This window comes from Nonomuraea jabiensis (genome assembly GCF_014204795.1).
GTDB classification, from domain to species: domain Bacteria; phylum Actinomycetota; class Actinomycetes; order Streptosporangiales; family Streptosporangiaceae; genus Nonomuraea; species Nonomuraea jabiensis.
The window spans coordinates 10,703,529-10,729,287 of record NZ_JACHMB010000001.1; the positions used below are offsets into that span (position 1 = coordinate 10,703,529).

Here is a 25,759-nt window from a genome sequence, read left to right on the forward strand (position 1 = left end):
CCTCCTCAGGGTGTGAACGACAACGGTCCCGGTCCGCCAGGCGTTCATCGCCGCCACGCGTGACGAAGTGCGGCGCGGGCGAGGGCGGGCCAGGCGGCTCGCAGGGCCGTGTGCCAGTGGCGGATCGGATCCCAGCGCGTGTGGGCCAGCACGCTGTTGGCGGGGCGCATCGCCGGGCGGGGGTGGGCGGAGGTCGGCACGGGGCGTACCCGGGCGGGGTCCTCGCCCAGCAGAGTGAAGATCTCTCTGGCGAATCCGTGCCAGGTCGTCTCGCCCGCGCTGGTGCCGTGGTAGACGCCCGGCGGCAGGCCGGACTGCACCAACCGGACCAGGTAGTCGGCCAGGTCGGCGGTCCAGGTGGGCTGGCCGCGCTGGTCGTCCACGACGTCGAGGTACGGCCGTTCACCCGCCATGCGGATGATCGTGCGCACGAAGTTGTCGGCGCCATGTGTCCCGTACAGCCAGGCGGAGCGCACCACATAGTGGCCGTGCTCAAGTGCGGCCCGTTCTCCGGCCAGTTTGGTGCGGCCGTAGGCGTTCAGCGGTGCGGTCGGCGCGTCCTCCGGATAGGGCTCGGCGCTGGTCCCGTCGAAGACGTAGTCGGTGGACACGTGCACGAGCCGGGCTCCGGCCACGTCGCACGCCTCGGCGAGCCAGCGCACCGCGGTGCCGTTGACCGCCAGCGCTTGGTCCTCCTTCGCCTCCGCGTCGTCCACCGCGGTCCATCCGGCACAGTTGACCACCACCTTGGGCCGGTGGGCGGCCATGTGGTCGCGCACCGCGCGCCGGTCGCGCACGTCCAGCTCGGCGCGGCCCAGCGCGAGCACCGGCTCGCCGGTCAGCGCCGTGCGATCGAGCACGTCGGCGGCCAGCATCCCGCCCGCTCCCGTGATCAGCCAGCTCATGTCCTCCACCAGTCCCGGTGCTCGGCGTACCAGCGGACCGTGTCCTTCAGCCCCCACTCGAACGGCACCCGGGGGCGGTAGCCCAGTGCCCGCAGCTTCGAGTCGTCCAGGGAATACCTGCGGTCGTGGCCCTTGCGATCGGCCACGTGCTCGACCAGTTCCCAATCCCGGCCGCAGGCTTCGAGCAGGTGCGCCGTCAACTCCTTGTTCGTCAGCTCCGCCGTGCCCGCGATGTGATAGACCTCGCCCGGCTCGCCCTTCTCCGCGACCAGGCGAATGCCCGCACAGTGGTCCTCGACGTGGATCCAGTCCCGTACGTTGCCACCATCGCCATAGAGCGGTACCTTCCTGCCCCGCAGAAGGTTCGTGACGAACAGCGGGATCAGCTTCTCCGGATACTGCCGCGGCCCGTAGTTGTTGCCACAACGCGTGATCGACACGTCCAGCCCGTACGTGATCGCGTACGCGCGGGCGATCAGGTCAGCGCCCGCCTTGGACGCCGCGTACGGTGAGCGGGGCCGCAGCGGGGCCGTCTCGTCCCACGAGCCCACGTCGATCGACCCGTACACCTCGTCGGTCGACACCTGCACCACCTTCGGCACCCCCGCCTCCAGGCACGCCTGCAGCAGCGTCTGCGTCCCGAGAGTGTTGGTGCGCACGAACTCCCCCGCACCGGCGATCGACCGGTCCACGTGCGACTCGGCCGCGAAGTTCACCACGAGGTCATGACCCGGTACGACCTTTGCCAGCAGACCGGCATCACACATGTCTCCATGCACGAACTCGTGCCGCACCCCATCCAGATTGGCCCGATTCCCGGCATAGGTCAGCTTGTCGAGAACCGTGACCAACCCTTCGTGAAGGCTCCGGACGAAATGCGAGCCGATGAACCCGGCTCCCCCGGTTACCAGAATGCGGCTCATGACCCGATCTGCACCTTGCTGTGATCGCCCAGCAGCAGGCGATGCGCCTTGGGCGTCTGCGGCGCAGGGGTGACCTCCACGTCCCGGCCGATGAGCGACGACTCGATGCGCCCGACACCGGCGATGGAAGCCCTCGGCAGCACGATCGAATACTCGATCTCACTGCCCGTGATGACACACGAAGCCCCGATGGAGGTGTACGGACCGACATAACTGTCGCGCACCCTCGCCCCCGCGCCCACGATCGCCGGGCCCACCACGCGAGACCGCTCGACCACCGCCCCCGCCTCCACCGCCACCCGCCCGATCAGCTCACTGGCCCCGTCCACCCGCCCCAGCACACGAGGCTCCACCGACTCCAGAACCAGCCGGTTCACCTCCAGCATGTCCGTCACGTTCCCGGTGTCCTTCCAATAACCGGAGATCACCGACGACTCCACCCGCAACCCCGCGTCGATCAACCCCTGAATCGCATCCGTGATCTCCAGCTCACCCCGCCACGACGGCTTCAACTCCCCCACCACCGCATGCACCGCCGCGCTGAACAGATACACCCCGACCAGCGCCAGATCACTCTTCGGCCGCGCCGGCTTCTCCTCCAGCCCCACCACCCGGCCGCCCGCGTCCAACTCCGCCACCCCGAACGCCTGCGGCTCCGCGACCTTCGTCAGCATGATCTGCGCGGCCGGCCGCTCCCTCACGAACCGCTCGACCACCTCGTTGATCCCACCCACGATGAAGTTGTCACCCAGATACATCACGAAGTCCTCGTCACCCAGGAACTCCCGGGCGATCAGCACCGCGTGCGCCAACCCCAGCGGCGCCTCCTGCCGCAGATACGTCACCCGCAGCCCGAACGCCGACCCGTCGCCCACCGCCGCCTCGATCTCCGCATGCGTGTCCCCCACCACCAGGCCCAGCTCCCGGATCCCCGCCGCCGCGATGGCCTCCAGGCCATAGAAGAGAACCGGCTTGTTCGCCACCGGCACCAGCTGCTTGGCCGAGGTGTGCGTGATGGGCCGCAACCTGGTGCCCGACCCCCCGGCGAGCAAGAGAGCCTTCACCGCGGGTCCTCCTGCCGCAGGCGTTCGACCAGGCCGGTGTCATAGCGTCCGGCGCGGAAGTCCGGGCTGGCGAGGACCGATTCCAGGAAGGCGGTCGTGGTGCGCACGCCGGGGCCCGCGATCCGGACCTCGCCCAGCGCCCGCCGCATCCTGGCCAGCGCCCCGTCACGGTCGGGCGCCCACACCGACACCTTCGCAAGCAGGGAGTCGTAGAAGGCCGACACCGTACCGCCCGCGCCCGCGTGCGTGTCCACCCTGACGAAGGGGCCCGCGGGCACGGCGAACTGTTCGAGGCGGCCCGGCGTGGGCGCGAAGTCACGCACGGCGTCCTCGGCGTTGACCCGGCACTCGATGGCCACCCCACGCGGCACGACGTCCTCCTGACGCAACCGCAGGGGATGACCCGCCGCGATCCGGATCTGCTCCTGCACCAGGTCGATGCCCGTGACGAGTTCGGTGACCGGATGTTCGACCTGGATCCTGCAGTTGACCTCCATGAACGAGAAGCGGCCCGCGGCGTCCACGAGGAACTCGAAGGTGCCGGCACCGACGTAACCCGCGGCCCTGGCGCCTCGCACGGCGTGCGCGGCCATCTCGTCGAGCAGGTCGCGGCCGAGCGCGGGCGCCGGCGTCTCCTCCACGAGCTTCTGGTGGCGGCGCTGCACCGAGCAGTCGCGCTCGCCGAGGTGCAGGACGTTGCCGTGCCGGTCGGCCAGCACCTGGATCTCGACATGCCTGGCGGGGCTGAGGTAGCGCTCCAGATAGACGCGTCCGTCGCCGAACAGGGCGCTCGCGTGCCGCCTGGTCTCGCGGTAGACGGACGACAGGTCCTCGGGCGTCCGGCTCACCCCGATGCCGCGCCCGCCGCCGCCCGCGACGGCCTTGACCACCAGGGGCCAGCCGATGGCCGCGGCAGCCTCCTGCGCCTCGGCCAGGGTCTCGACGGGTTCCAGCGTGCCGGGCAGCATCGGCAGGCCCGCCCGCGCCATGAGGGAGCGGCAGGACGACTTGTCGCCCAGCGCCTCGATGACGTGGGGCGGCGGACCGATGAACGTCAGCCCTTCGGCGGCGCAGAGCTCGGCGAAGTCGGCGTTCTCCGACAGGAAGCCGTAGCCGGGATGCACGGCGTCCGCGCCGACCATGCGGGCGGCCTCCAGTACCGCCGGGATGTTGAGGTAGCTGTGCTTGGCCGCTCCGGGGCCGACGCACACCGCCCGGTCGGCGTAGCGGACCACCTCGCCGCCGGCGTCCTCGGTCGAGTACACGACGGCCACCTTGACGCCCAGTTCCCGGCAGGCCCGCGCGACGCGCAGCGCGATCTCGCCGCGGTTGGCGATGAGGACGGTGTCGAACATGCCGCTCACCCGCCCTGTGCCGGTGCGACGGCGAACAGCGGATGTCCGTACTCGACCGCGGTCCCGTCCGGCTGGAGGCAGGCGACGATGCGGCCGTGCCGGTCGGCCTCGACGGGGATCATGAGCTTCATGGCCTCGATCAGCCCCACCTTCTGGCCGGGTACGACGGTGTCGCCCTCGGCCACGAACGGTGGGGCGCCCGGCTCTGGGGCGCGGTAGAAGACGCCCACGGACGGCGCGACGAGGGGGACGGTCCCCTCGTCCCGCGGTGCGCCGGCCGGGGCGGGCGTGGGCGCGGGGGCCGGCGACGGCGAGGGTGATGCCGGTTCCTCGGGCCAGTCGAGCTCGATGGTCACCGGTCCCACGGCCAGCCGCAGCGTACGCGGCTGCCGGGGCAGGCCGGCCAGGAGGTCGAGTACGCCGGCCCGCGCCGCGGCCAGCAGATCAGGCAGCCCCTCCGGCGGCACGTCCTCCGGCAGACCGTTGCGCCGCCCGTCCAGGAGGGCATCTCGCCGCTCGTCCGACGGCCCGTCCCGGCGCCCGGTGACCAGCACGCCGTCGAACGTGTCTCCTTCCCGTCTCACCCCACCACCGCCCGGGACCCGAGCCGCCGGAACCGGGCTCTCCTGCGGGCCGTCAGCTCCGCGGCGGGCAGCGCCCGCAGCTCGGCCAGGGTCGCGGCGACGGCCTCGCCCAGCAGGTACGCCGTACCCGCCGGGTCGGCCTGGGCGCCGCCGTCGGGCTCGGGCAGCACCGCGTCCACCACGCCCCGGGCCAGGAGGTCGCGCGCGTCCAGACCCAGCGCGCGGGCCGCGCTCGGCGCCGCCGTTCCGTCGCGCCACAGGATCGCGGCGCAACCCTCGGGGCTGATCACCGAGTAGACGGCGTTGCTCAGCATCAGGACGCGATCCGCGACGGCCAGTCCCAGCGCCCCGCCGCTGCCGCCCTCGGAGATCACCACGGACACGATCGGCACCGGCAGGCCGGCCATGAGGCGCAGGTTCTCGGCGATCGCGACGGCCTGTCCTTCGCGTTCCGCCGACACTCCCGGGTACGCCCCTCCCGTGTCCACCAGCGTGAGAACGGGGATGCCGACCTTGGCGGCCAGCCGCATGAGCCGGCCGGCCTTGCGGTACCCGGCGGGGGCGGGCATGCCGAAGTTGCGCTCCCTGAGCTCGGCGGCGTCGTGTCCCTTCTGCTGGCCGATCACGACGATGGGCTGCCCGTCGAGGGTGCCGACGCCGCCGATCGTGGCGGGGCAGTCGCCACCCAGGCGGTCGCCGCGTAGCTCCTCGAAGTCGTCCACGAGCCAGTGCACGTAGTCGAGGGCGGTGGGCCTGTCGAGGCTCCTGGCCAGGCGTACGACCTGGTAGGGGTCGGTGGTGGGCAGCCGGTCCGGGTCGGTCAGGAGGATGGAGGGCCCGGCGGAGGACGACCGGGCGGTCGCCTTCGCGAGGGACGGCCGGCTCTCCGCGGGGGCGAGGGTGCGCAGCAGGCGTCGTAGCGTGGGGCGCAGCTCGTCGCGGGACCTGATGGCGTCGATCTGTCCGTGCCGCAGCAGGAACTCCGCCGTCTGGAAACCGGACGGCAGCCGCTCGCCGATCGTGCGCTCGATCACCCGCGGCCCGGCGAACCCCATCCGCGCCCCCGGCTCGGCCACGATGACGTCGCACAACGTGGCGAAGGAGGCCGCCACGCCGCCGTAGGTCGGATCGGTGATCACCGATACGGTCGGCAGGCCCGCCTGGTCCAGCGCCAGCAGCGCCTGGCTGGTCTTGGCCATCTGCATGAGCGCGAGCGCGCCCTCCTGCATGCGGGCGCCGCCGGACGCGGCCACGATGACGAGCGGCCGGCGTTCTGCCAGGGCGGTCTCGGCGGCGACCGTGATCAGCTCGCCCACCGCGCCGCCCAGGCTGCCGCCCAGGAAGTCGAACTCCATGACCACGAGCACCGCGGGCACGCCGCCGATCCGGCCGCGCGCCGCGATCGCCGCCTCGGCCAGCCCGGTACGGGCCCGCGCCTCGGCCAGCCGCTCCCGGTACGGCCGCGTGTCGGCGAAGCCCAGCGGGTCGTCGGGCGGGTACGGCACGTCCATCGGCTCGGCCGTGCCCGGATCCAGCAGCAGCTCGACCCGCTCCCCGGCGGGGATGCGCCGGTGGTGCCCGCACTCGGGGCACACACCGTGCGAGCGGGCCAGTCGCTTGGCGTAGACGAGGTAACCGCAGCCGTCGCAACGCCACCAGGGGGCGGTCGCGGCGGGGCGGAGCGTGGTCGCGGTCACGGCGCCGGCGCGATCTCGGTGCCCGCCAGCTCCAGCACCTTCCTTGGCGTGGCGTCACCGAGAACGTCCTCGTCGGACAGATTCACGCCGTAGTCCCTGCTCAGACACGCGGCCATCTCCAGGACGGCGATGGAGTCGTAGCCGAGTTCGGCGAACGGGACGTCGGCGATGTCGCCTTCTAGGGTCGCGGCGTCGTCCTCGCCCGCGACCTCACGCAGGATCGTGGCCAGGCCGGCCAGCGTGAGCGGTTTCATGAAGATCCCTCCTGGAATGTTGTCGGGCGCGGCTCAGACCGGCCCGCCCACCACCATCGCGGTGTTGAAGCCGCGCAGGCCCCTGGCCACGACCAGGGCGGTGCGGACGCGCCGCGGACGCGGCTCGCCCACGACGAGGTCGAGCCCGTAGTCCGGATGCGGCCGGACGTGCACCGCGGGCGGGACGAGGCCGTCCCTGATCGACAGCAGCGCGGCCGCCACGTCGAGCGGTCCCGCGCCGGCGCACAACCGGCCGGTCATGGTCTTGGGGATGGAGACGGGCACCGAGCGGGGCCCGAAGACGGCCACGAGCGCCTCCGCCTCGGCGCGGTCGAGGTCCGGGACGCCGGCCCCGTCCGCGAAGATCACGTCGATGTCGCCGGGGGCGCGGCCGGCTTCGGCCAGGGCCGATTCGATCGCCCGGCGCAGGCCGAGCGGGTCGGCGGGCGCGCCGGGGCGGGGCCGCCTGTCGAAGGTGGCCGCGTGGCCGAGGACGCGCCCGTAGACGCGGGCGCCGCGGGCCGCGGCCGCGGCGTCGTCCTCGGCGATCAGGATGGCTCCGCCTTCGCCGGGCACGAACCCCGAGGCGGCGGCGTCGAAGGGGCGGTAGGCGCCGGCCGGGTCGTCGGCCCGGCTGAGCTGCCCGGTGCTCACCTGGGCGACCCAGCCCCATGGGCACAGGGAGCCGTCCACGGCACCCGTCACGACCGCGGGCACGCCGGCGCGCACGTGCCTGCGGGCCTGGGCGATGGCGTCCAGGCCGCCCGCCTGGTCCGAGACGAGCACGCCGCTCGGACCGCGGAAGCCGTGCCTGATCGAGATCTGGCCGGTGTTGACGGCGTAGAACCAGGCGAACGACTGGTACGCGCTGACGTGCCCGGGGCCGTCGCGCCACAGCTTCTCCAGCTCTCGGTGGCCGAATTCGAAGCCGCCCGCTCCGGCCGCGGTCACCACACCGACGCCGTACTCAGGCTGGGTCTCCTGGGTGAGGCCGGCGTCGGCCAGCGCCTCCTCGGCCGCCACGAGCGAGAGCCTGGTCATGTGGTCGGTCTGCGGGATGAGCCGGCCGGGCAGGTGGTCGGCGGGGACGAAGCCGGAGACCTCGCCTGCCAGCACCACGGGGTATCTGGCGGGGTCGAACCGGGTGATGCGCCCGATGCCGGACCGGCCGGCCAGGGTCGCGGCCCAGTAGTCGGCGACGCCGAGGCCGATCGGCGCGACGACGCCGATGCCGGTGATCACCGTCCCCGCCACCGTCCTCTCCGTCGTGCCGGTCGCCGGTGCGGCCGTCGTCCCCCTCATCGGCGGCCCGCCCGCCGCGGCCCGGTGAGCACCATCGCGCTCTGGAACCCGCCGAAGCCGCTGCCCACGGTGAGCACGGTGTCGAGGCCGGCGGCGTTCCTGGCGACCAGCGGGACGTAGTCGAGGTCGCACTCGGGATCGGGCTCGTGGAGGTTGGCGGTGGGCGGGATCGCGCCGTGCTCGATCGCCAGCGCGCAGGCGGCGATCTCCAGCGAGCCGATCGCGCCGAGGGAGTGGCCGATCATGGACTTGATCGAGCTGACCGGCGTCCGGTAGGCGGAGTCACCGAGGGCGCGTTTGAAGGCGGCGGTCTCGTGCCGGTCGTTCTGGCGGGTGCTGGAGCCGTGGGCGTTGACGTAACCGACCTCGTCCGGCGCGACCCGGGCCTCGTCGAGCGCGGCGCTGATCGCCGCCGCCATCTCCTTGCCATCGGGTCGCAAGCCGGTCATGTGGAAGGCGTTGCAGCGGGAGGCGAACCCCTCGATGGCGGCGTACACGTGAGCGCCCCTGGCCAGGGCCCGCTCGCGCTCCTCCAGGACGAACACCGCCGAGCCCTCGCCGAGGACGAACCCGTTGCGGGTGTTGTCGAAGGGCCTGGAGGCCGTGGCAGGCTCGTCGTTGCGCGGGGTGGTGGCCCTGATGGCGTCGAAGCAGGCCAGGGTGATGGGGGAGATCGGCGCGTCCGACGCACCGGCGATCATGGTGTCGGCCGAGCCCTCCTCGATCAGCCGGACCGCGTGACCGACCGCGTCGAGGCCCGAGGTGCAGCCGGTGGAGACGACGGTGCACGGGCCCTGCGCCTCCACCGCCCAGCCGACCTCCGCGGCGATCGAGCTGGGCACGTAGTAGTCGTAGAGGTGTGGCACCGCGTAGTCGGGGTCCACGTGCCATTCGCGGCCGCCGTCGCTGACGACCACGTACTCCCGTTCCAGGCTGGTCGTGCACCCCACGGCGCTGCCGATGGCGACGCCGGTCCTGAACGGGTCGAGCTCCTGCGGCGCGAGCCCGCTGTCGGCCAGCGCCTGGCGGGCCGACACGACGGCGAACTGGGCCGCGCGGTCCATCCTGCGCAGCTCCTGCGGTGTCAGCCCCTCGGCGACCCCGTCGAAGTCGCATTCGGCGGCGACGGTGGAGCGGAACGGGGAGGCGTCGAAGTGGGTGATCGTCCGGGTGGCCGTGCGGCCGGATACGAGCAGGTCCCAGAAGGGTTTGACGCCGACGCCGCCGGGTGCGACGACGCCGATGCCGGTGATCACGGCTGTGCGGCTCATCGGGTCGCGTCCCCCTCGCCGAGCTCGGCCAGCGCGCGCAGCACCGCCGTGTGCCTGGCGTCCCGCTCGGCGGCGAGCTGCTCGTACGTACGGCCCGCGAACGCCTGATCGGCCTGGTCGATGAGCGTGCGCACGGTCTGCTCGTCCATCGGCGGGCTGCCGAGCCCGGCCCAGCCCTTCTCCAGCCCCGCGCCCAGATGGCTGAGCCAGTGGCGCAGTCCGCCGGGACCGCCGCCGAGGTGGAAGGACTGGAAGGGCCCGACGGTGGACCAGCGCAGCCCGATCGAGTTGACCACCACGGCGTCGAGCTGCTCCACCGTGACCACACCCGAGCGGACCAGGTGGATGCTCTCGCGCAGCAGCGCCGACTGCAGCCGGTTGGCCACGAACCCGTTGATGCCGTGGTCCAGCACGATCGGCGTCTTGCCCAGCTCCCGGTAGAACGCCACGGCCCGCTCGGCGAGCCGGGGATCGGCCCCTTCCGCGGCGACGACCTCCACCAGCGGGATGAGGTGCGCCGGGTTGAACGGATGGCCGACCAGGACCCTGCGCGGGTCGGGCAGATCGGCGCCGATGTCCTCGGGCAGGAAAGTCGAGGTGGAGCTGAGCAGCAGCGCGTCAGGCGGCGCCGCCGCGGCGACCTTGCCGAACAGCTCCCGCTTGAGCTCCAGGTTCTCCGGCGCGTTCTCCTGCACGACGTCGGCGCCGTCGAGCGCGCGGTCCAGATCCGGCTCGATCCGTAACCGCGTGACCAGTTCCTCCGGGTCGGCGCCGCCGCCCGGGATCGTGGGCGCGAACAGTTCCAGGCCCTCACGTACGACGCGCTCGGCGTCCGCGCGGCGGCTGTTCACGCGTACCCGGAGCCCGCGGGCGAGGAACAGGGCGGTCCACCCGAGCCCTATGGTTCCCGCGCCGATAATTGTCGCCTCAGCGGCCATGGGCCGTCACCATCCCCGATCGTTTCGGTTGCCGTACACCCGTCAGGATCACGGGCTCTCCTCGCGGTGCACTCAAGTCCAGGACGAACCAGGACAGATCACTCAGAACGGCGGCGGCCTGCCATGAGGAGCGCCGGCAGCAGCGTCAGCACGGTGAACCCGATGGCCCACCAGAAGGTCCCGGAGTAGGCGTCGGCGGCCCCGCCAGGATCGCCCAGCCGCCACTGCAGCACGACCGCGAGCACGGCGGTGCCGAACGACGCGCCCAGCCGCTGGACGATGTTGAACACGGTCGTCGCGCCCGGATAGTCCCGCTCCGGGATCCCGTAGTACGCCGCCGAGACGACGGGGATCACCGCCGCCCCCAGCCCGAGCCCGCGCACCCCCAGAGCCGGCGCGAGTACCGCCTGGTCCGCCGACGGACCGGCGAGCGCGAACGGGAGCGTGCCGGCGACGGCCAGGACGATCCCCGCCAGCACGAGAGGCCGCGGGCCGATCCGGTCCACCAGCAGCCCGACCAGCGGCATCGCGAGCATCGCGCCGATCCCCTGGGGAGCCAGCAGCAGCCCGGCCCGCAGCGCGTCCGCACCGTGGATCCGCTCGTAGAACAGGGGCAGCACGAACATCGTCCCGAGCAGCGCGGCCTGGGTGCAGAAGACCACGGCCGAGGCCGACGACAGCGAGCGTACCCGTAACAGGCGCACGTTCACGAGCGACACGGGCCGGCGCGACGCGCGGACGACGAAGGCCAGCAGCAGGACGATCCCCGCTCCGGCGCAGCCGGACGCCACGACGTCCGGGCCGTCGGGAGCCTCCCCGACCCGCGTCAGGCCGTAGACCAGCAGCGCCATCGCGGGCGCGAGCAGCGCCAGACCGGCCACGTCGAGCCGTCGCCCGGCGTCCCGGACGCCCCGCGGCAGCCCGCGGTGGCCGGCCACCAGCGCGACCAGGCAGATCGGCAGGTTGACGAAGAAGATCCAGCGCCACCCGAGCGTGGCGACGAGCACCCCGCCGAGTGTGGGCCCCGCGATGGGGGCGAGCTGGCCGGGCACCGCCAGGATCGCCATGGCCCGCCCGAGCCGCCGCTCTCCCGCGACCTGGGCCAGGACCGTCTGCATGACCGGGAAGATCATCCCGCCCGCCGCCCCCTGCGCCACCCTGGCCGCCACCAGGACGGGCAGCGACCAGGCCACCCCGCACAGCAGCGACCCGGCCAGGAACAGCAGCAGCGACACCGTCCAGACGGGCCGCCCACCATAGCGCTCGATCGCCCAGCCGACGAGCGGCACCACCATGGCGAAGGCCAGCAGGTAACCGGTGCTGACGAGCTGGATGGCGGCGACCGGTGCCCCGAAGGCCCGGCCCAGGTCGGGGATCGCGACGCTGACGATGGTGGTGTCCAGCAGCGGTGCCAGCGCGCCGAGCTGGAGGATCAGCCCGACGCGCAGCAGCCGGCCGTCCACGCGGGGCGGGCCGGCCTGCGGCGCCGCCTCGTCAGGCATGCAGCTTGGGCAGCACCCGGTCGGCCAGCAGGCGCAGGGTGCGCGCCGCGTCCTGGACGTCCAGGTGCCCGGAATGGATGCCCAGGCTGATCGTCACGTCGTCGCCGTACCAGCCGGCGATGCGCTCGAGCTGGCCGCGGACCTGTTCGGGGTCGCCCACCAGCACCTTGTCGTCCTTGAGCCGGTCGTCGAAGGTCGTCCGCGTGGTGAGGTCGGCCAGTTTCTCGTAGCCCGGGTAGGCCGCGCTGGTGGTGCCGCTCCAGGCGCGGACGGCGGCGGCGATGGCCGCGGTGTTCCGCTCCTCGTCGAAGCGCCCCTTGAGGACGGCCTGAGCGCCGTCCTCCGCCACCACGCAGGGATAGCTGAAGTGGACACGCGCCGCGCCCTCAGGATGGCCGGCCGCCGCCCAGGCGCCCCGGTAGATCGACAGGCGTTCCTGGAGCACCTCGCGCGACATCACGTTCGGCACCGTCTGCAGGTTGTAGCCGTCGGTGCCGGCCCGCTCGACCGACTCCGCGCTGCGCGCGCTGGTGACGAACACCGGCGGGTGCGGCCGCTGCACGACCCTGGGCAGCAGCGTGACGGGGCCGAACTGGTGGAAGCGCCCCTCGAACCGTACGTCCTCCTCGCTCCACAGCCGTACGCAGGCCGTCACCCCCTCGGTGAACCTGTCCCTGCTCTCGTCCAGCGGGATGCCGAAGGCGGCGAACTCGTCCGGCAGGAACGCCCGCCCGAACGCGGCGTCCAGCCGCCCGTGGGACAGGTTGTCCAGCATGGCGAGCTTGCCGGCGAGTTTGACCGGATGGGTGAAGGCGGGGATGGCCGCGCTGGTCCCGAGCCGGATCCTGCTGGTGCGGGCGGCCACGGCGGCGAGGAAGGTCACCGGGTCGGGGCTGTAGCCGCCGTAGGGAAAGAAGTAGTGCTCGACCGTCTTGACGTGCCGGAAGCCCAGATCTTCCGCCAGCTCCGCGAGGTGGAGGCACTCGTCGAAGTATTGCGGGGCCGGCTTGTCGCCGGGACCGACGGTGGGGAAGAAGACTACGCCGAACTCCACGGCGCCTCGCTCTCCAGCGGCCCGGCCGCGTCGTGACGGATGCTCCGGTGGCTGACCAGCCAGCCGTCGTGGTGCGGGACCAGCACGTCGTGCGCCTCCGCGCTGAGGTAGACGGCGAGCCCGCCGCCGGTCGGCGTGGACATCACCAGGGCGTAGTAGGTGGCGCCGAGCCTGCCGTCGGCCTCGTGATCGACCTCCAGCATGCCGAACCAGTGCCGGCGCTGCACCCCCTCCGCGGCGGTGGCGTCGGCGCGCTTGCGGGCGGAGGCGGCGATGGCCTCGCGGCCCTCCAGCCGCTCGCCCTTGACGACCTCCTCGAAGACGCCGTCCTCGGTGAAGGTGGCCGCCCATTCGTCGGTCCTGCCGCGGTCGAGCAGGCGGGTCTGCCTGGCGTAGAACGCCTGGATCTCGGCGTACAGGCCGCCCGGGGAGAGGGGACGGCTCACGACGCCGCTCCCACGGCGCTCTCCGCGTACTTCTTCGCGTGCTCCAGCGTGGCCAGGCTGTTGCCGCTCAGCGCCCGCTGGACCCATGCGCGGGCCGTCTCGACGTCCGCGTCCTCGCCCAGGACGGAGGCGATGGCCTCCTCCTTGATGACCACCGTGTGCTCGCTGGTCGCGGTGGTGCGGCCGTCGTGCTCGGCGAAGGTCCACCGGCCGTTGTGCACCGACAGCAGCGCGGGGAGCACCTGCTGCTTGTAGACGATGGACCGGTGGGGGAAGGTGACGCGTACGGACTCTGTGGTGTGCAGGTCACCCTTGGCCGTACGCGTGTCCAGGCCGAGCACCTGGACGTGGGGCTGCACCTCGCGCAGCGAGACGCGGGCCACGTGCGGCAGCCGCTCGGCCCAGTGCTGCGCCTGGTCGACGAAGTCGAAGACGTCCCGGGCGGAGCCGGCGATCTCGACGCTGTCGGCGAAGACCAGCAGCAACCGGTCCTGGGCCGCTTCACGCTCGGCGACCTGCTTGAGCGCGGCCAGCTCCGCCTCGCTGTTGCGATCGACCGCCCGCGCGATCCACTCGGCGCCGTCCGGATCGTCGCCGACCGCCCGGTAGTCGTGATGCAGCCGGACGAGCGACTCGCCGCCCGGCAATGGTTCGATCTCCCACCGGCCGCCCATCTCGGCGACCGGAGGCTGCGACACCTCCTGGCGGAACGAGATCCGCAGCCCGGCCCGGTCCAGCTCGCGGCGGGACGTCCAGGACTTGACCGTGTCGTTGGCGGTCGCCCAGATGGTGATCCGCTCGGCGGCCCCGTCCGTCTCCAGCCGCTGGACGTGCACGGTCGGCGGGAACACGCGCGGCCAGGCGGTCACGTCGGCGATCAGCTCGTAGACCTTCTCCGCCGGAGCCCGCACCGTGACGCGGTGCTCGGCCCGGTGCGTGCGCGGGTCGGCCATCTCACTCTCCTCTCAGTAGTTGCCCAGGCCGCCGCACACGTTCAGCGCCTGCGCGGTGATCGACGCCGCCGTGTCGGTGACCAGGTAGCCGACCAGACCGGCCACCTCGTCGGGGGTGGAGTAACGGCCCAGCGGGATCTTGGCGTTGAACCTGGTGAGCACCTCGTCGGGCGTGGTCCCCCAGACCTCGGCGTAGCCGTTCCTGACGCGCTCGGCCATCGGGGTCTCGACGTACCCCGGGCAGACGGCGTTCACGGTGATGCCGGACTTGGCCAGCTCCAGGCCGAGCGCCTTGGTCAGGCCGATCACGCCGTGCTTCGAGGCCGAGTACGGGGCGCCGAGGACGACGCCCTGCTTGCCGCCCGTGGAGGCGATGTTGATGATCCGGCCCTGCCTCCGGGCCGCCATGCCGCCGTTGGTCAGCACCTCGCGCGTGACCAGGAAGACGCTGTTCAGGTTGGTGTTGATGACGTCGAACCAGAGCTCGTCGGTGATCTCGGCGGTCACGCCGCCGCCGTTGCGCCCGGCATTGTTGACCAGGACGTCCACGGGGCCGTGGCGCCGCACCGCGGTCTCGACGAACGTGCGCACGTCGCCGGGGTCGCGCACGTCGGCCGGGACCCCGTCCACCGCCAGCCCCTCCTCGCGCAGCCCTTTGACCACCAGGGCGAGCTGGTCCGCCCTGCGGGCGCAGATGAAGACCTGGTGGCCGGCGGCGGCCAGCGACCTGGTCACGGCCAGGCCGATGCCGCTGGTCCCGCCGGTCACCAGCGCCAGCCTGCGCCGTGCGACCGTGGCCCCCGCAGCCCCGGTGCTGTGCTGTTCGGTCATGCCGTCTCCTCGCTTTCGCGCTGTCCCACCCCGACGGTCACACCCTGGCCTGGAGCCCGGCTGCCGCCCCGCTCGACTCGCGCTCGAACCGGTCCTCGGGGGAGGGGGTGAGCAGGTGGGCGGCGTACTGGAGGGCGGCGGGCTCGAAGCGCAGGGCCACGTGGCCGGCCACGCAGGAGACGTCCCGCCAGGCCCGTTGGAGGGGATCCCCGGCGGCCTGGACGCGGGTGCCCGCGCTGCGGAACAGCCGGTCGGTGGCCTCCCGCAGCAGCTCGACGGCGTACGCGCAGTCGCGGGCGTTGCGTGCCTCGTCCGGCGGGCCGCCCAGCGGGGCGCGATCGGCCGTCTCGGCGGCCCGGTTCAGCAGCAGCCGGGCCGTCTCGACCTCGGTCGCGGACCGCGCGAGCGCCAGCCGGGCGCTCTCGGCCGCGGACGCCTCCGCGCTCAGGCGGGCCCGCCACGCCTGAACGGCGGCCGTCGCGGCGCCGAGCGCGGGCCCGGCGAACAGCAGCCCGCTGACCAGCCGCAACGGCACGGCGTGACACCGCGCCGCCGGCTGCGCGGCCTCGCCCCGGTAGATCCGCTCGCGCGGCACCGACCGGTGCTCCGGGACGAACACGTCCGTCACCGCCACCGTGTCGCTGGCGGTGGCCCGCATGCCGAGCGCCCGCCACGTGGGCCGCACCGTGTACCCGGCGCGCGGGACGGCGAAGAACCTCGCCGCGTTGCCGCCGGCGCCGTCGCCCGGGCCGGTCGGCGCGCACAGCAGGACCCAGTCGGAGAACTCGGCGCCGCTGGTGTAGGCCCACTCCCCGGTCAGCCTCCAGCCGTCGCGCTGGCGCACCGCCCGCCCGGAGGGGATGAGCCCCGCCGCGACCAGCACGTCGGGCCCGCCGCCCCACAGGTCCGCCTGCCCACTCTCCGGCAGGTACGCCCCGAGCCGCGCGGACCCCGCCGCCAGCGAGGCGCACCACGCGACGGACGCGCACCGCTCCCCCACGGCCGCGACAGCGCCGAGCAGCGCGGCGAACCCGCCCGCCGCCCCGCCGTGCCGTTCGGGGACGAAGTGGCGGGCGAAACCGGCGGCCACGATGCCGGACACCGCCTCCTGGGCCGGCTCCCCCGACGCGTCCGCCCGCTCGGCGTGCCGCCCGGCGACGTCGGCCAGCTCGCGCACGGCCCGCTCGCCCGCCGCCACACCTCGCGCCGCAGGCTCCACGGCCGGCCCGCGTGTCCTGACGTTCATTCCGGTCACCTCCCTCTCGCGGCACGCCCGCCGGGGCGCGCCCGAACTCACTGTCACCGGCGTCCCTCTACCGGCGCTCAAGCGCGGGCGGATCCGGCCGCCCGTGCCGGCGGCGGGGACGGGCCGTCTCCAGTCCTTCTCCAGCACGCGTGGACGCCGCCTCCGCGCCCACCGGCCACTCTCGGCCGGTAGACGGGACGAGAAAGGGGTGCTTCGAATGACGGATGCGGAACCGTGGGGCGTGGTGGCGTCGCTGGTCGAAGCGGGCGACCTGGACGGCGGCCACGAGCGCGTGATCGCGGAGATCGGGCCGGAGAAGGTGGCAGGCGTGCTGGTCGCCGAGCTGCTCAGCCGCTGCGGGCCCGCCGCCGAGGAGTCGGTGGTCCGGCTGGAGCTGACCGGTCCTGACGCCGACGGCACCGGCCCGGTCCCCGGTATCGCCTTCGACATCGGCTTCGGGCCCGAGGGCGCGGCCGTGGTGGAGGGTGAGAGGAGCGGGGCCGACGTGCGGATCACGTACCCGATCGCCGACCTGGCGCGGGCGCTGTACGGCACGCGCGCCACCGGGCTGCGCAGGCAGCACGAGCTGCTGGCCCGCTGGCCGGACGACCCCGACCCTGCGGAGGTGCCGCCGCTGCTGGCGCGCAGGCGGCGCGGCGTGCGAGCCGGCCACGCGCTGCTGCGCGAGCTCCGGCCCGTGCCCCCGGCCCTCGACGACCTGGCCGTGACCTTCGGCTCCGACAAGTGGGGAGGTGTGCACTGGTACACGCCGCACTACGAACGCCATTTCGCGCCGCTGCGCGACGCTCCGGTGCGCCTGCTGGAGATCGGCATCGGCGGCTACGACGACCCCCGCGCCGGCGGCGGGTCGCTGCGCATGTGGCAGCGGTACTTCCGCCGGGGCCTGATCTACGGGCTCGACGTGCACGACAAACGGCTGGACGAGCCCCGCGTCCGCACGATCAGGGGCGACCAGAGCGACGGCGCCTTCCTGGCCCGCTTGGGGGCCGGGATCGGCGGGCTGGACATCGTCATCGACGACGGCAGCCACGTCAACAGGCACGTGCTGACCTCGTTCGCGGCGCTCTTCCCGCACGTACGCCCAGGCGGCTGGTACGTCATCGAGGACCTGCAGACCTCCTACTGGCCCTCCTACGGCGGCGGCCCCTCCGCGCCGGGCACCACGATGGGCCTGCTCAGGTCCCTGATCGACGGCCTGCACCACAAGGAGTACGACCACGGGCCCGGCCACGAGCCGTCCTACACCGACGCCCACGTGACCGGCGTGCACCTTTACCACAACATCGCGTTCATCGAGAAGGGTTACAACGACGAGCCCGGTCCCGCGCGCAAGCCCCAGGGGTGAGCCGCGCTCAGCCCTCCGCCGCGGCCAGGGCCTCCAGCCTCGGCACCAGCGCGGCGGGGGCGGGCAGCTCGCGTACGCGCCGCGCCGCCGCCCGCGCGGCGGCGCGTACGGGGCCGTCCTCCAGCAGCTCGGCCAGGACCTTCTGGTCGGCCTCCCCTGGTTCGCGGCTCAGCCCCAGACCCGCGCTGACGACGACGCCCGCATTGAGGTACTGGTCCGCGCCGTGCGGCAGGACGAGCTGCGGCACCCCGGCGGCCAGGGCGGTCAGCGTCGTGCCCGACCCGCCGTGGTGGACGACGGCCGCGCAGCGGGTGAGCACCGAGTGCAGGGGCACCCAGGGCACCTGCCGTACATTGGCGGGCAGCGGCCCGAGCGCGCCGGGCTCCGCCTGACCGCCCAGCGCCAGCACGAACTCCGCGTCGGTCTCCGCCGCGGCGGCCAGCAGCGGAGCCAGCCCGCCGAGCCCGGCCATCTTCGGCACCACGGTGCCCAGCGTGACCAGCACCCGGGGCCGTGCCGCGGGCTCCCAGAGCCAACCCGGCACCTCCCCGCCCGCGTTGTACGGGACATACCGCGCGGACCAGCCCTCCCCGCCGCCGATCATCAGCTCCGGCGGCGCGACGTGGACCGGCTGGACGCGCGGCTCGCGTGGCGGCACGCCGTTGCGGGAGAACAGCTCGGCGAGGTGCGGCAGGTAGCGGCGGGCGAAGCCGGGCTCGGCGACGAAGTTGAAGCCGTGCTCGACGGCCGGCACGCCCAGCGCGGCGGCGACGAGCAGGCCCGCCCCCTGCAGCCGGGAGTACACCACCAGCTCGGGACCCCAGTCGCGGGCCACCCGCAGGGTCTCGTCCGCCATCAGCGCGGAGACCCGCGCGAAGCGCTCGAAGACCAGGTCGGGCGTGGTGGCGCCGGCCTCGGCGATCTTCCTGCCGCGCTCGCGCAGGGTGCGGGCGCGTTCCTCCTGGGTGCCCTGACCCTGCCCGAAGACCGTGGCGGCGATGTCCACGCCGGGCGCCGCGTCCACGACCGGCAGCCCGGCGCGCACCGCGGCGTCCACCGCGCCGTCCGAGGTGACCACCAGCACCTCGTGCCCCGCCGCGCGCAACGCCCAGGCGAGCGGCACGACCGGGAAGAGGTGACCGAGCGCCGGCAGTACGACGACCATGACCCTCATGCTCCTGCTCCCTCCTGCACGCCGCACGTCACCTCACGAATCCACGACCGCCCGCGTCCGGTCTCATGCATCGAAGTCCACCTTCTCGGCCAGCTCGCGCCACGGTTCCCAGCCTGCGACGCGCTCGCGCAGAACGCGCGGGGCGAGCTCGGCCGCACCGCGGCCGAGCAGCAGGCGCAGCGGCGGCGGGTCGGCGTCGAGGACCTCCAGCAGCGCCTGCCCGAGCCTGGCCGGATCGCCTGGCTGCAGGTGCGCGTACACCCCCGACAGCCCGTGCCGCCGTTTGGCCAGCACGTCGTCATAGGCGGCCAGCGGCACGGCCCTGACCATGCTGCCCGCGCTCCACTCGGTGCGGAACTCGCCCGGCTCCACGATCGTCACCCGGATGCCGAAGCCGGCCACCTCCTGGGCCAGCGTCTCGCTCAGCCCTTCCAGCGCCCACTTGCTCGCGCAGTAGAGGCCGAGGTTGGGGTAGGTGGTGACGCCGGCGATGCTCGACATCTGGAAGATGTGGCCCCCGCCCCGGCGGCGCAGCACCGGCAGCACCGCCTGGACGCACCACAGCGCGCCGAAGAAGTTGACCTCCAGCTCCTCGCGCGCCTGGGTTTCGGAGACCTCCTCCACGGCCCCCGCCAGACCGTGACCGGCGTTGTTGACCAGGACGTCGATGCCGCCCGCCAGCTCCACCGCCCGCTCGACGGCGGCGAAGACGGCCTGCCGGTCGGTGACGTCGAGCGGCAGGGCGACGGCGCGGTCGCCGTGCGCGGCGACCAGGTCGTTGAGCGCGGCCGGCTTGCGCGCGGTGGCGATCACGGTGTCGCCCGCCGCCAGGGCCGCCTCGGCGACCGCTCGGCCGAGGCCGCGTGAGGCACCCGTGACGAGCCAGCGGCGCGGCCGTGAAGTGGTGTCGGTCATGCCGTCACCATGGGCGGGGCCGCTCGATTCCGGCTACACGGCCGCTGGACCGAGCCATGTGGAGCGATTCGCTCCGAACGGAGCGCACCGCTCCATTTAGTGTTACGATGCCCTCCAATCCGCCGCCCAGAAGGGAATCCCCATTGTCCGGCGCTCCTCTGAAACTGGCCGTGATCATCGGCAGCACCCGCGAGGGCCGCTTCGGCTCCATCGTGGGAAGCTGGCTCGTCGACCGGGTCCGCGACCACGGCGGCTTCGAGCTCGACGTCATCGACCTGGCCGAGGTGTCCCTGCCGATCGTCCAGCAGAAACACCCGGTCAGCACCGGTGAGTACCCCGAGCGGGAAGTACGCGACTTCGCCGCCCGCATCGGCGCCGCCGACGCCTTCGTCGTGGTCACGCCGGAGTACAACCACGGTTATCCCGCCTCGCTGAAGCTCGCCATCGACTCCGTCCACCCCGAGTGGTGGGCCAAGCCCGTGGCCTTCGTCTCCTACGGCGGCTACGCGGGCGGCCTGCGCGCCGTCGAACAGCTCCGGCTCGTCTTCGCCGAGCTGCACGCCACCACGATCCGCGAGACGGTCAGCTTCCACATGGCCTACACCCAGTTCGACGAGACCGGCAGGCCGCACGACGCCGAGAGCGTCAACGCCGCCGCCAAGCTCCTGCTCGACCAGCTCGGCTGGTGGGGCGAGGCGCTGCGGGCGGCGCGGGCGGCCCGCCCCTACGTCTGCTGACCGCCCGCCCGGGCCGGCGACGGCCCGCTCAGTCCGTACGCCGCCAGTAGACGCCGAAGGTGTCTATCGGCACGATCTCGTCCTTGATCCCGAACGTCGCCCGGTAGTCGTGCACCGCCTCCCGGCAGGCTCCGATGGCGTAGTCGTCGATGATGGCGAAGCCGCCGGGCGACAGCCTCGGGTAGAGATTCACCAACGCGTCGGTGGTCGACTCGTACAGGTCGCCGTCGAGCCGGATGACGGCCAGCGGCCCGGGAGGCGCCGTGGGCAGCGTGTCCTTGAACCAGCCCTTCAGGAACTTGACCTGGTCGTCGAGCAGGCCGTACCGCGCGAAGTTCTCCTTCACCGCCTCCAGCGACACCGCGAGCACGTGGTTGTAGCGGTGCACCGCCAGCCTGCGGTCGGCCTCGTGACTCTCCTCTCCCGTCACCGGCATGCCCTCGAAGGAGTCGGCCAGCCACACCGTGCGGTCGGTGACCCCGTGGGCCTGCAGGATCGCGCGGATCAGGATGCACACGCCGCCGCGCCACACCCCGGTCTCGACGAAGTCGCCCGGCACCCCGTCCTCCAGCACCTTCTCCACCGCCCAGTGCACGTTGTCCAGGCGCTTACGGCCCACCATGGTGTGGGCCACGGTGGGCCAGTCGAGCCCGATCTCCCGGATGTCGTCCCGGTAGCCCGAGATGCCGTGCTCGGCGGCGGGGTCGGGGAAGGTCGGGTCCTGGTAGATGACGTTCGTCAGGATCTTCTTGAGCAGTTCCAGGTAGAGCTGCGTCCCGTCGGGCATGTGATCTCCTCGTGGCAGGGGCCGGCGGCCGGATGGGGGGATCCTCGCCGCCGGGGCTCGAATACGGTTCGAGCCAGGCCGCTCCACCAGCACTCCAGCGGCGCTCCACCGTGGCTCGAGTGGCGGGAGAGATGCCGTTGTTAACGTGGAGATCATGATCGTCTTGTCCTCTCCGCCGCGCCGGTGAGCCGGTATCTCCTTCAGCGCCTGCTCTCCCTGGCCCTGGTCCTGCTCGTCGCGGTGTCGCTCTCGTTCGCACTCGTGCACCTCCTCCCCGGAGACCCCGTGGAGCTGATGCTCGACGGGAATCTCGGCGGGTTGCAGGCCACGCCGGAGCAGGAGGCCGCGCTGCGTCACGAGCTCGGGCTGGACCGGCCGATCGCGGAGCAGTACCTGGCCTTCCTCGGCAACGCGCTGACCGGCGACTTCGGCAGGAGCATCGCCTCCGGCCAGCCTGCGGTCCTGGCCATCGCCGAGGCGGCGCCCGCCAGCCTCGCTCTGCTGGCGCTCGCGCTCCCGCTGTCGCTGCTGGCCGGCGTGGCCGTCGCGGTGGCCGCCACGCTGACGCGCCGGCGCGTCCTGAGCGGCGCGCTCGCGGGGCTGGCCGTGCTGGGCGTGTCGATGCCGGGCTATTGGCTGGGCATCCTGCTGATCGAGGGGCTGTCGTTCCGGCTGCCGCTCTTCCCCGCCACCGGCAACGAGGGCCTGCGCAGCCTGGTGCTGCCGGCCATCACCCTGGCGGTACCCAGCGCGGGGATGATCGCCCAGGTGCTGCGCGGCAGCCTGCGCCACGCGCTCGCCGAGCCGTACGTCACCACGGCCCTCGCCAAGGGCGCGAGCCCGGTCCGGGTGAACCTGCGCCACGCCCTTCGTAACGCGGCCCTGCCCGCGGTCACGGTCGTCGGCATGCTGACCGGCGGGCTGATCGGGGGCGCGACCGTGGCGGAGATCGTGTTCGGGCGGGCCGGGCTGGGCCGGTTGCTGGTGACGGCCATCGCCCACCGGGACATGACGGTCGTCCAGGCGATGGTCGTCTTCGTCGGCGCCGCCTACATCGTGCTCAACCTGCTCATCGACCTGCTCTACTCGTGGCTCGACCCGCGGGTGACCGCGGGCCGCCCGGCCGGGAGGACCACCTGATGCCGTCGTTCATCCGGCGGCCGGCGACGGTTCTGTCCGCGCTGGCCGCCGTCGCCATCGGGTTCTGCGCGCTGTTCCCCTCCGTCGTGGCGCCCTACGGGCCGCACGAGGGCGACCCCGTGCGGGCCCTCCTGCCCCCGGGCGGCGCTCACCCGTTCGGGACCGACCAGCTCGGCCGCGACCTGTTCAGCGAGATCGTCTGGGGCGCCCGGCCCTCGCTGCAGGTGAGCCTGCTGGCCACGGCACTGGCGCTGGTCGCCGGCGCGCTGCTCGGGCTGGTGGCCGGTTACGTGGGCGGGCTGCTCGACGGGCTCGTCATGCGGGCGGTGGACGTGCTGATGGCCGTTCCCACCATGCTGATGATCCTCGTCGTCATCGCCGTGCTCGGCAGCGGCACCACCAACATCGCCATCGCGGTGGCGCTGGCCACGGTGCCCACCTTCGCCCGGCTCATGCGGGCCGAGGTGCTGCGCGTCCGCACCCGGCTCTACGTCAAGGCCGCCATCGCCGCGGGGGTGCGCACGCCGGTCGTCCTGCTCCGCCACGTCGTGCCCAACGCCGCCGCGCCGGTCCTCGCCTACGCGGTGCTGGCCGTCGGCGGATCGCTGCTGGCCACCTCCGGGCTCGGCTTCCTCGGTTTCGGCGCCCCGCCGCCGAACGCCGAATGGGGAGCCCTGGCCGCCGCGGGCCGCGACTTCGTGGGCACGTGCTGGTGGCTGACGACGTTCCCCGGGCTCATGGTGGTGCTCACCGTGCTGGCCGCGACGGGGCTCAGCCAGACCCGTCCCGAGGGCACCGCGGCGGTGCCCAGGTGAGCGGCGGGGAGGAGTTGCTGCGCATCACGGACCTGCGGGTCTCCTACCGGAGCGGCCCCGCCGTCGAGGGCGTCGACCTCGTCGTCGGCGAGGGCGAGATCGTCGCGGTCGTCGGCGAGTCCGGCTCGGGCAAGAGCACCACGGCGCACGCCGTGCTCGGGCTGCTGCCCGCCGGAGGGCGGATAAGCGGTGGCCGGGTGCTGTTCCGCGGCGAGGACCTGACCCTCGCCGGTCATCGGCGGATGCGTCAGATCCGTGGCAGGGAGATCGGCCTGGTGCCGCAGGACCCGATGGTCTCGCTCAACCCCGTCACGCGGGTGGGCACGCAGGTCGCCGAGACACTGCTGGTCCACGGCCTGGCCGAGCGGCGGCAGGCGCGGGAGCGGGCCGTGGAGCTGCTCGGCGAGGTCGGCCTGCCCGATGCCGCGGCCTGCGCCCGCCGCTACCCTCACGAGCTGTCCGGCGGCATGCGCCAGCGCGTGCTGATCGCCGTCGCGCTCGCCGCCGGGCCCCGGCTGCTGATCGCCGACGAGCCGACGAGCGCGCTCGACGTCACCGTGCAACGCCAGATCCTCGACCACCTCACCACGCTCACCCGCCGGTCGGGCACGGCCGTCCTCCTCGTCACCCACGATCTGGCGCTGGCGGCCGAGCGGGCCGGCAGGGTGGTCGTGCTGCACGAGGGGCGGTCGGTGGAGAGCGGGACGGCGGCCAGGATCCTGCGCGCGCCGGACCATCCGTACACGCGCCGCCTGATCGCGAACGCCCCGAGCCTCGCTCCCCCGCCGCCGCGGCCCGCCGCCCCCGCTCCTGACGAGCCCCTGCTGTCAGTGGAGGGCGTCACCAAGGTGTTCGGCGCGCCCGGCGAGGCGGTGGTCGCCGTGGACGACGTGACGCTGAGCGTGCGGCGGGGCGAGACGCTGGCCCTGGTCGGCGAGTCGGGCTCGGGCAAGTCCACGCTGGCGCTGATGGCGCTGTGCCTGCTCCCGCCGACGCGGGGCCGGATCGTGTTCGACGGGGACGACGTGGCCGCGGGCGGGCGCGGCGGCCTGCGGCGGTTCCGCCGCCGGGTGCAACCGGTGTTCCAGGACCCGTACTCCTCGCTCGACCCGCGGCGGAGCGTCGGCGACAGCGTGGCCGAGCCGCTGCGCGCGTTCGGCGTGGACGACCGTGCCGGTCGCCGGGCCCGCGTCGCCGAGCTGCTCGACCGGGTCGCGCTGCCCGCCTCGGTCGCGCGGCGGCGGCCCGCGGAGCTGTCCGGCGGCCAGCGGCAGCGGGTGGCCATCGCACGTGCCCTGGCGCTCGGCGCGGAGCTGGTCGTCTGCGACGAGCCGGTCTCGGCGCTGGACGTGACCGTGCAGGCCCAGGTGCTCGACCTGCTCACCGATCTGCAGGCCGAGCTCGGCCTCAGCTACCTGTTCATCTCCCACGACCTGGCGGTGGTACGGCAGATAGCCGACCGGGTGGCCGTGATGCGGTCCGGGCGGATCGTCGAGAGCGGCCCCGCCGCCGACGTCCTGCGCGAGCCCCGGCACGCCTACACCCGGACGCTGCTCGACGCCGTCCCCGTCCCCGCACAACCGACCATCGAGGAGCCCGCATGACCTCCGTCCCAGCGTTCGCCAGCCCCGTGGACCTCGACGTCCACGGCAGGTACGACCCGTTCCGCGGGCTGCCCGACCGCAGCGCGCCCCCCGCGTACGTCTTCGACGGCCGGATCGGCGACGACGCTCACCCGGCCGAGCCCGGCAGGTACCACCTCTACGTGGCGCTGTCGTGCCCGGTGGCCCAGCTCGCCAGGATCGCCCGGCTGCTGCTCGGCCTGGAGAAGGTGATCGGCGTCTCGGTCGTGGACGACGAGCGGGACGGCCGCGGCTGGGCCTTCAGAGAGCGTCGGGGCCCCGACGAGGTCAACGGCTTCACCCTGCTCAGCCAGGCGTACGAGGCCACCCAGCCCGGTTACTCCGGGCACATCTCGGTGCCGGTGCTGTGGGACCGGCACGAGGGCCGCATCCTGAGCAACGAGTACTTCCACATCCTGCGCGACCTCGGCACCCGGTTCGGCGAGCACGCGACGAGCGAGGTCCAGCTGTACCCGCCGGAGCTGGCCGCGCGCATCGACGCGATCAACACCCTCGTCCACGAGGAGATCTCGCTGGCCCTGTCGGCCACCGACAAGCGCCACGAGGATGTGCGTCCGCAGGTGATCGCGGCGCTGGACCAGTTCGAGGCACGCCTGTCGACGCACCGCTACCTGCTCGGCGCCGCGATCACCGAGGCGGATCTGCGCTTCTACACGACCTTGGTCCGCTTCGACCAGGGCGCGAACGCGCTGTCGGTCATCACCGGGCGGCCGCTCCCGTCGTGGCCGCGGCTGCTCGGTTACCTCCAGGACCTGTACGCGCTGCCCGCCTTCCGCGACACCACGCTCGTCGTGCCCGAGTATCTGGCGGCCGGGCAGCCGTAGCCGCCACGGGCCGGATCATCCGGCCCGCTGTTC

Annotated in this window: 25 protein-coding genes; 6 read left to right on the plus strand and 19 right to left on the minus strand. The window is 73.3% G+C overall.

Features of this window, described 5'->3' with window-relative positions:
* Window positions 1-44: 44 nt before the first annotated feature.
* The 16 genes from rfbD to HD596_RS49090 all read right to left on the minus strand — a co-directional run bounded on the left by rfbD (window position 45) and on the right by HD596_RS49090 (window position 16,325).
* Window positions 45-905 (minus strand): dTDP-4-dehydrorhamnose reductase, encoded by an 861-nt coding sequence (gene rfbD / locus HD596_RS49015; protein WP_185076166.1) that lies wholly within the window; start codon window positions 903-905, stop codon window positions 45-47.
* Window positions 902-1,828, minus strand: a complete 927-nt coding sequence (gene rfbB, locus HD596_RS49020; RefSeq protein WP_185076167.1) for a dTDP-glucose 4,6-dehydratase — start codon at window positions 1,826-1,828, stop codon at window positions 902-904. Before rfbB ends, rfbD begins: the two co-directional genes overlap by 4 nt.
* A complete protein-coding gene (locus HD596_RS49025) occupies window positions 1,825-2,892 on the minus strand; it encodes a glucose-1-phosphate thymidylyltransferase (RefSeq protein ID WP_185076168.1) in 1,068 nt (355 codons plus the stop codon). Before HD596_RS49025 ends, rfbB begins: the two co-directional genes overlap by 4 nt.
* Window positions 2,889-4,247, minus strand: a complete 1,359-nt coding sequence (locus HD596_RS49030) for an acetyl-CoA carboxylase biotin carboxylase subunit (protein ID WP_185076169.1) — start codon at window positions 4,245-4,247, stop codon at window positions 2,889-2,891. Before HD596_RS49030 ends, HD596_RS49025 begins: the two co-directional genes overlap by 4 nt.
* A 5-nt stretch (window positions 4,248-4,252) precedes the next feature.
* Complete coding sequence (locus tag HD596_RS49035; RefSeq protein WP_185076170.1) at window positions 4,253-4,831, minus strand: acetyl-CoA carboxylase biotin carboxyl carrier protein; 579 nt, start codon at window positions 4,829-4,831, stop codon at window positions 4,253-4,255.
* On the minus strand, window positions 4,828-6,528 hold the full coding sequence (gene accD / locus HD596_RS49040) for an acetyl-CoA carboxylase, carboxyltransferase subunit beta (RefSeq protein ID WP_185076171.1): 1,701 nt from the start codon (window positions 6,526-6,528) through the stop codon (window positions 4,828-4,830). The genes HD596_RS49035 and accD overlap by 4 nt, the downstream gene beginning before the upstream one ends.
* Window positions 6,525-6,782 (minus strand): acyl carrier protein, encoded by a 258-nt coding sequence (locus HD596_RS49045; RefSeq protein WP_185076172.1) that lies wholly within the window; start codon window positions 6,780-6,782, stop codon window positions 6,525-6,527. Before HD596_RS49045 ends, accD begins: the two co-directional genes overlap by 4 nt.
* A 33-nt stretch (window positions 6,783-6,815) precedes the next feature.
* A complete protein-coding gene (locus HD596_RS49050) occupies window positions 6,816-8,084 on the minus strand; it encodes a ketosynthase chain-length factor (protein WP_185076173.1) in 1,269 nt (422 codons plus the stop codon).
* Window positions 8,081-9,355 carry a beta-ketoacyl-[acyl-carrier-protein] synthase family protein gene (locus tag HD596_RS49055; RefSeq protein ID WP_185076174.1) on the minus strand — a complete coding sequence of 425 codons (1,275 nt, stop codon included), beginning with the start codon at window positions 9,353-9,355 and terminating at the stop codon, window positions 8,081-8,083. Before HD596_RS49055 ends, HD596_RS49050 begins: the two co-directional genes overlap by 4 nt.
* Entirely contained in the window at window positions 9,352-10,293 is a 942-nt protein-coding gene (locus HD596_RS49060; protein WP_185076175.1) for a 3-hydroxyacyl-CoA dehydrogenase NAD-binding domain-containing protein, read from the minus strand. Before HD596_RS49060 ends, HD596_RS49055 begins: the two co-directional genes overlap by 4 nt.
* A 98-nt stretch (window positions 10,294-10,391) precedes the next feature.
* Window positions 10,392-11,795, minus strand: coding sequence for an MDR family MFS transporter (locus HD596_RS49065; protein WP_185076176.1), 1,404 nt, complete (start codon window positions 11,793-11,795; stop codon window positions 10,392-10,394).
* Window positions 11,788-12,849 carry an LLM class flavin-dependent oxidoreductase gene (locus HD596_RS49070; RefSeq protein ID WP_185076177.1) on the minus strand — a complete coding sequence of 354 codons (1,062 nt, stop codon included), beginning with the start codon at window positions 12,847-12,849 and terminating at the stop codon, window positions 11,788-11,790. Before HD596_RS49070 ends, HD596_RS49065 begins: the two co-directional genes overlap by 8 nt.
* Complete coding sequence (locus HD596_RS49075) at window positions 12,834-13,295, minus strand: nuclear transport factor 2 family protein (protein ID WP_221519945.1); 462 nt, start codon at window positions 13,293-13,295, stop codon at window positions 12,834-12,836. The genes HD596_RS49070 and HD596_RS49075 overlap by 16 nt, the downstream gene beginning before the upstream one ends.
* The gene (locus HD596_RS49080) at window positions 13,292-14,248 is read right to left on the minus strand and encodes an aromatase/cyclase (protein WP_185076179.1); all 957 of its coding nucleotides are present in this window, start codon (window positions 14,246-14,248) and stop codon (window positions 13,292-13,294) included. Before HD596_RS49080 ends, HD596_RS49075 begins: the two co-directional genes overlap by 4 nt.
* A 12-nt stretch (window positions 14,249-14,260) precedes the next feature.
* The gene (fabG, locus tag HD596_RS49085; RefSeq protein WP_185076180.1) at window positions 14,261-15,079 is read right to left on the minus strand and encodes a 3-oxoacyl-ACP reductase FabG; all 819 of its coding nucleotides are present in this window, start codon (window positions 15,077-15,079) and stop codon (window positions 14,261-14,263) included.
* 37 nt (window positions 15,080-15,116) lie between these two features.
* Window positions 15,117-16,325, minus strand: coding sequence for an acyl-CoA dehydrogenase family protein (locus HD596_RS49090; protein WP_185076181.1), 1,209 nt, complete (start codon window positions 16,323-16,325; stop codon window positions 15,117-15,119).
* A gap of 217 nt (window positions 16,326-16,542) precedes the next feature.
* Between HD596_RS49090 and HD596_RS49095 the strand changes: the two genes are divergently transcribed.
* Complete coding sequence (locus tag HD596_RS49095) at window positions 16,543-17,691, plus strand: class I SAM-dependent methyltransferase (RefSeq protein ID WP_185076182.1); 1,149 nt, start codon at window positions 16,543-16,545, stop codon at window positions 17,689-17,691.
* 7 nt (window positions 17,692-17,698) lie between these two features.
* On the opposite strand, the gene HD596_RS49100 is transcribed toward HD596_RS49095, so the two are convergent.
* Both HD596_RS49100 and HD596_RS49105 read right to left on the minus strand, forming a co-directional pair.
* Complete coding sequence (locus tag HD596_RS49100; RefSeq protein ID WP_185076183.1) at window positions 17,699-18,865, minus strand: nucleotide disphospho-sugar-binding domain-containing protein; 1,167 nt, start codon at window positions 18,863-18,865, stop codon at window positions 17,699-17,701.
* A gap of 63 nt (window positions 18,866-18,928) precedes the next feature.
* Window positions 18,929-19,780: an oxidoreductase gene (locus HD596_RS49105; RefSeq protein WP_185076184.1), complete on the minus strand. Its 852-nt coding sequence runs from the start codon at window positions 19,778-19,780 to the stop codon at window positions 18,929-18,931.
* A gap of 143 nt (window positions 19,781-19,923) precedes the next feature.
* Between HD596_RS49105 and HD596_RS49110 the strand changes: the two genes are divergently transcribed.
* Window positions 19,924-20,517, plus strand: coding sequence for an NADPH-dependent FMN reductase (locus tag HD596_RS49110; protein WP_185076185.1), 594 nt, complete (start codon window positions 19,924-19,926; stop codon window positions 20,515-20,517).
* Between the two features lie 28 nt (window positions 20,518-20,545).
* Here the strand turns inward: HD596_RS49110 and HD596_RS49115 are convergent, their stop codons facing one another.
* The gene (locus tag HD596_RS49115) at window positions 20,546-21,304 is read right to left on the minus strand and encodes a TylF/MycF family methyltransferase (protein WP_185076186.1); all 759 of its coding nucleotides are present in this window, start codon (window positions 21,302-21,304) and stop codon (window positions 20,546-20,548) included.
* 183 nt (window positions 21,305-21,487) lie between these two features.
* Between HD596_RS49115 and HD596_RS65335 the strand changes: the two genes are divergently transcribed.
* The 4 genes from HD596_RS65335 to HD596_RS49130 are packed head-to-tail and all read left to right on the plus strand — an operon-like array spanning window position 21,488 to window position 25,726.
* Window positions 21,488-22,444: an ABC transporter permease gene (locus HD596_RS65335; RefSeq protein WP_185076187.1), complete on the plus strand. Its 957-nt coding sequence runs from the start codon at window positions 21,488-21,490 to the stop codon at window positions 22,442-22,444.
* Entirely contained in the window at window positions 22,444-23,259 is an 816-nt protein-coding gene (locus tag HD596_RS63025) for an ABC transporter permease (protein ID WP_246555390.1), read from the plus strand. Before HD596_RS65335 ends, HD596_RS63025 begins: the two co-directional genes overlap by 1 nt.
* The gene (locus HD596_RS49125; protein WP_313046525.1) at window positions 23,256-24,863 is read left to right on the plus strand and encodes a dipeptide ABC transporter ATP-binding protein; all 1,608 of its coding nucleotides are present in this window, start codon (window positions 23,256-23,258) and stop codon (window positions 24,861-24,863) included. The genes HD596_RS63025 and HD596_RS49125 overlap by 4 nt, the downstream gene beginning before the upstream one ends.
* The gene (locus HD596_RS49130) at window positions 24,860-25,726 is read left to right on the plus strand and encodes a glutathione S-transferase C-terminal domain-containing protein (RefSeq protein WP_185076189.1); all 867 of its coding nucleotides are present in this window, start codon (window positions 24,860-24,862) and stop codon (window positions 25,724-25,726) included. The genes HD596_RS49125 and HD596_RS49130 overlap by 4 nt, the downstream gene beginning before the upstream one ends.
* Window positions 25,727-25,759: the final 33 nt, after the last annotated feature.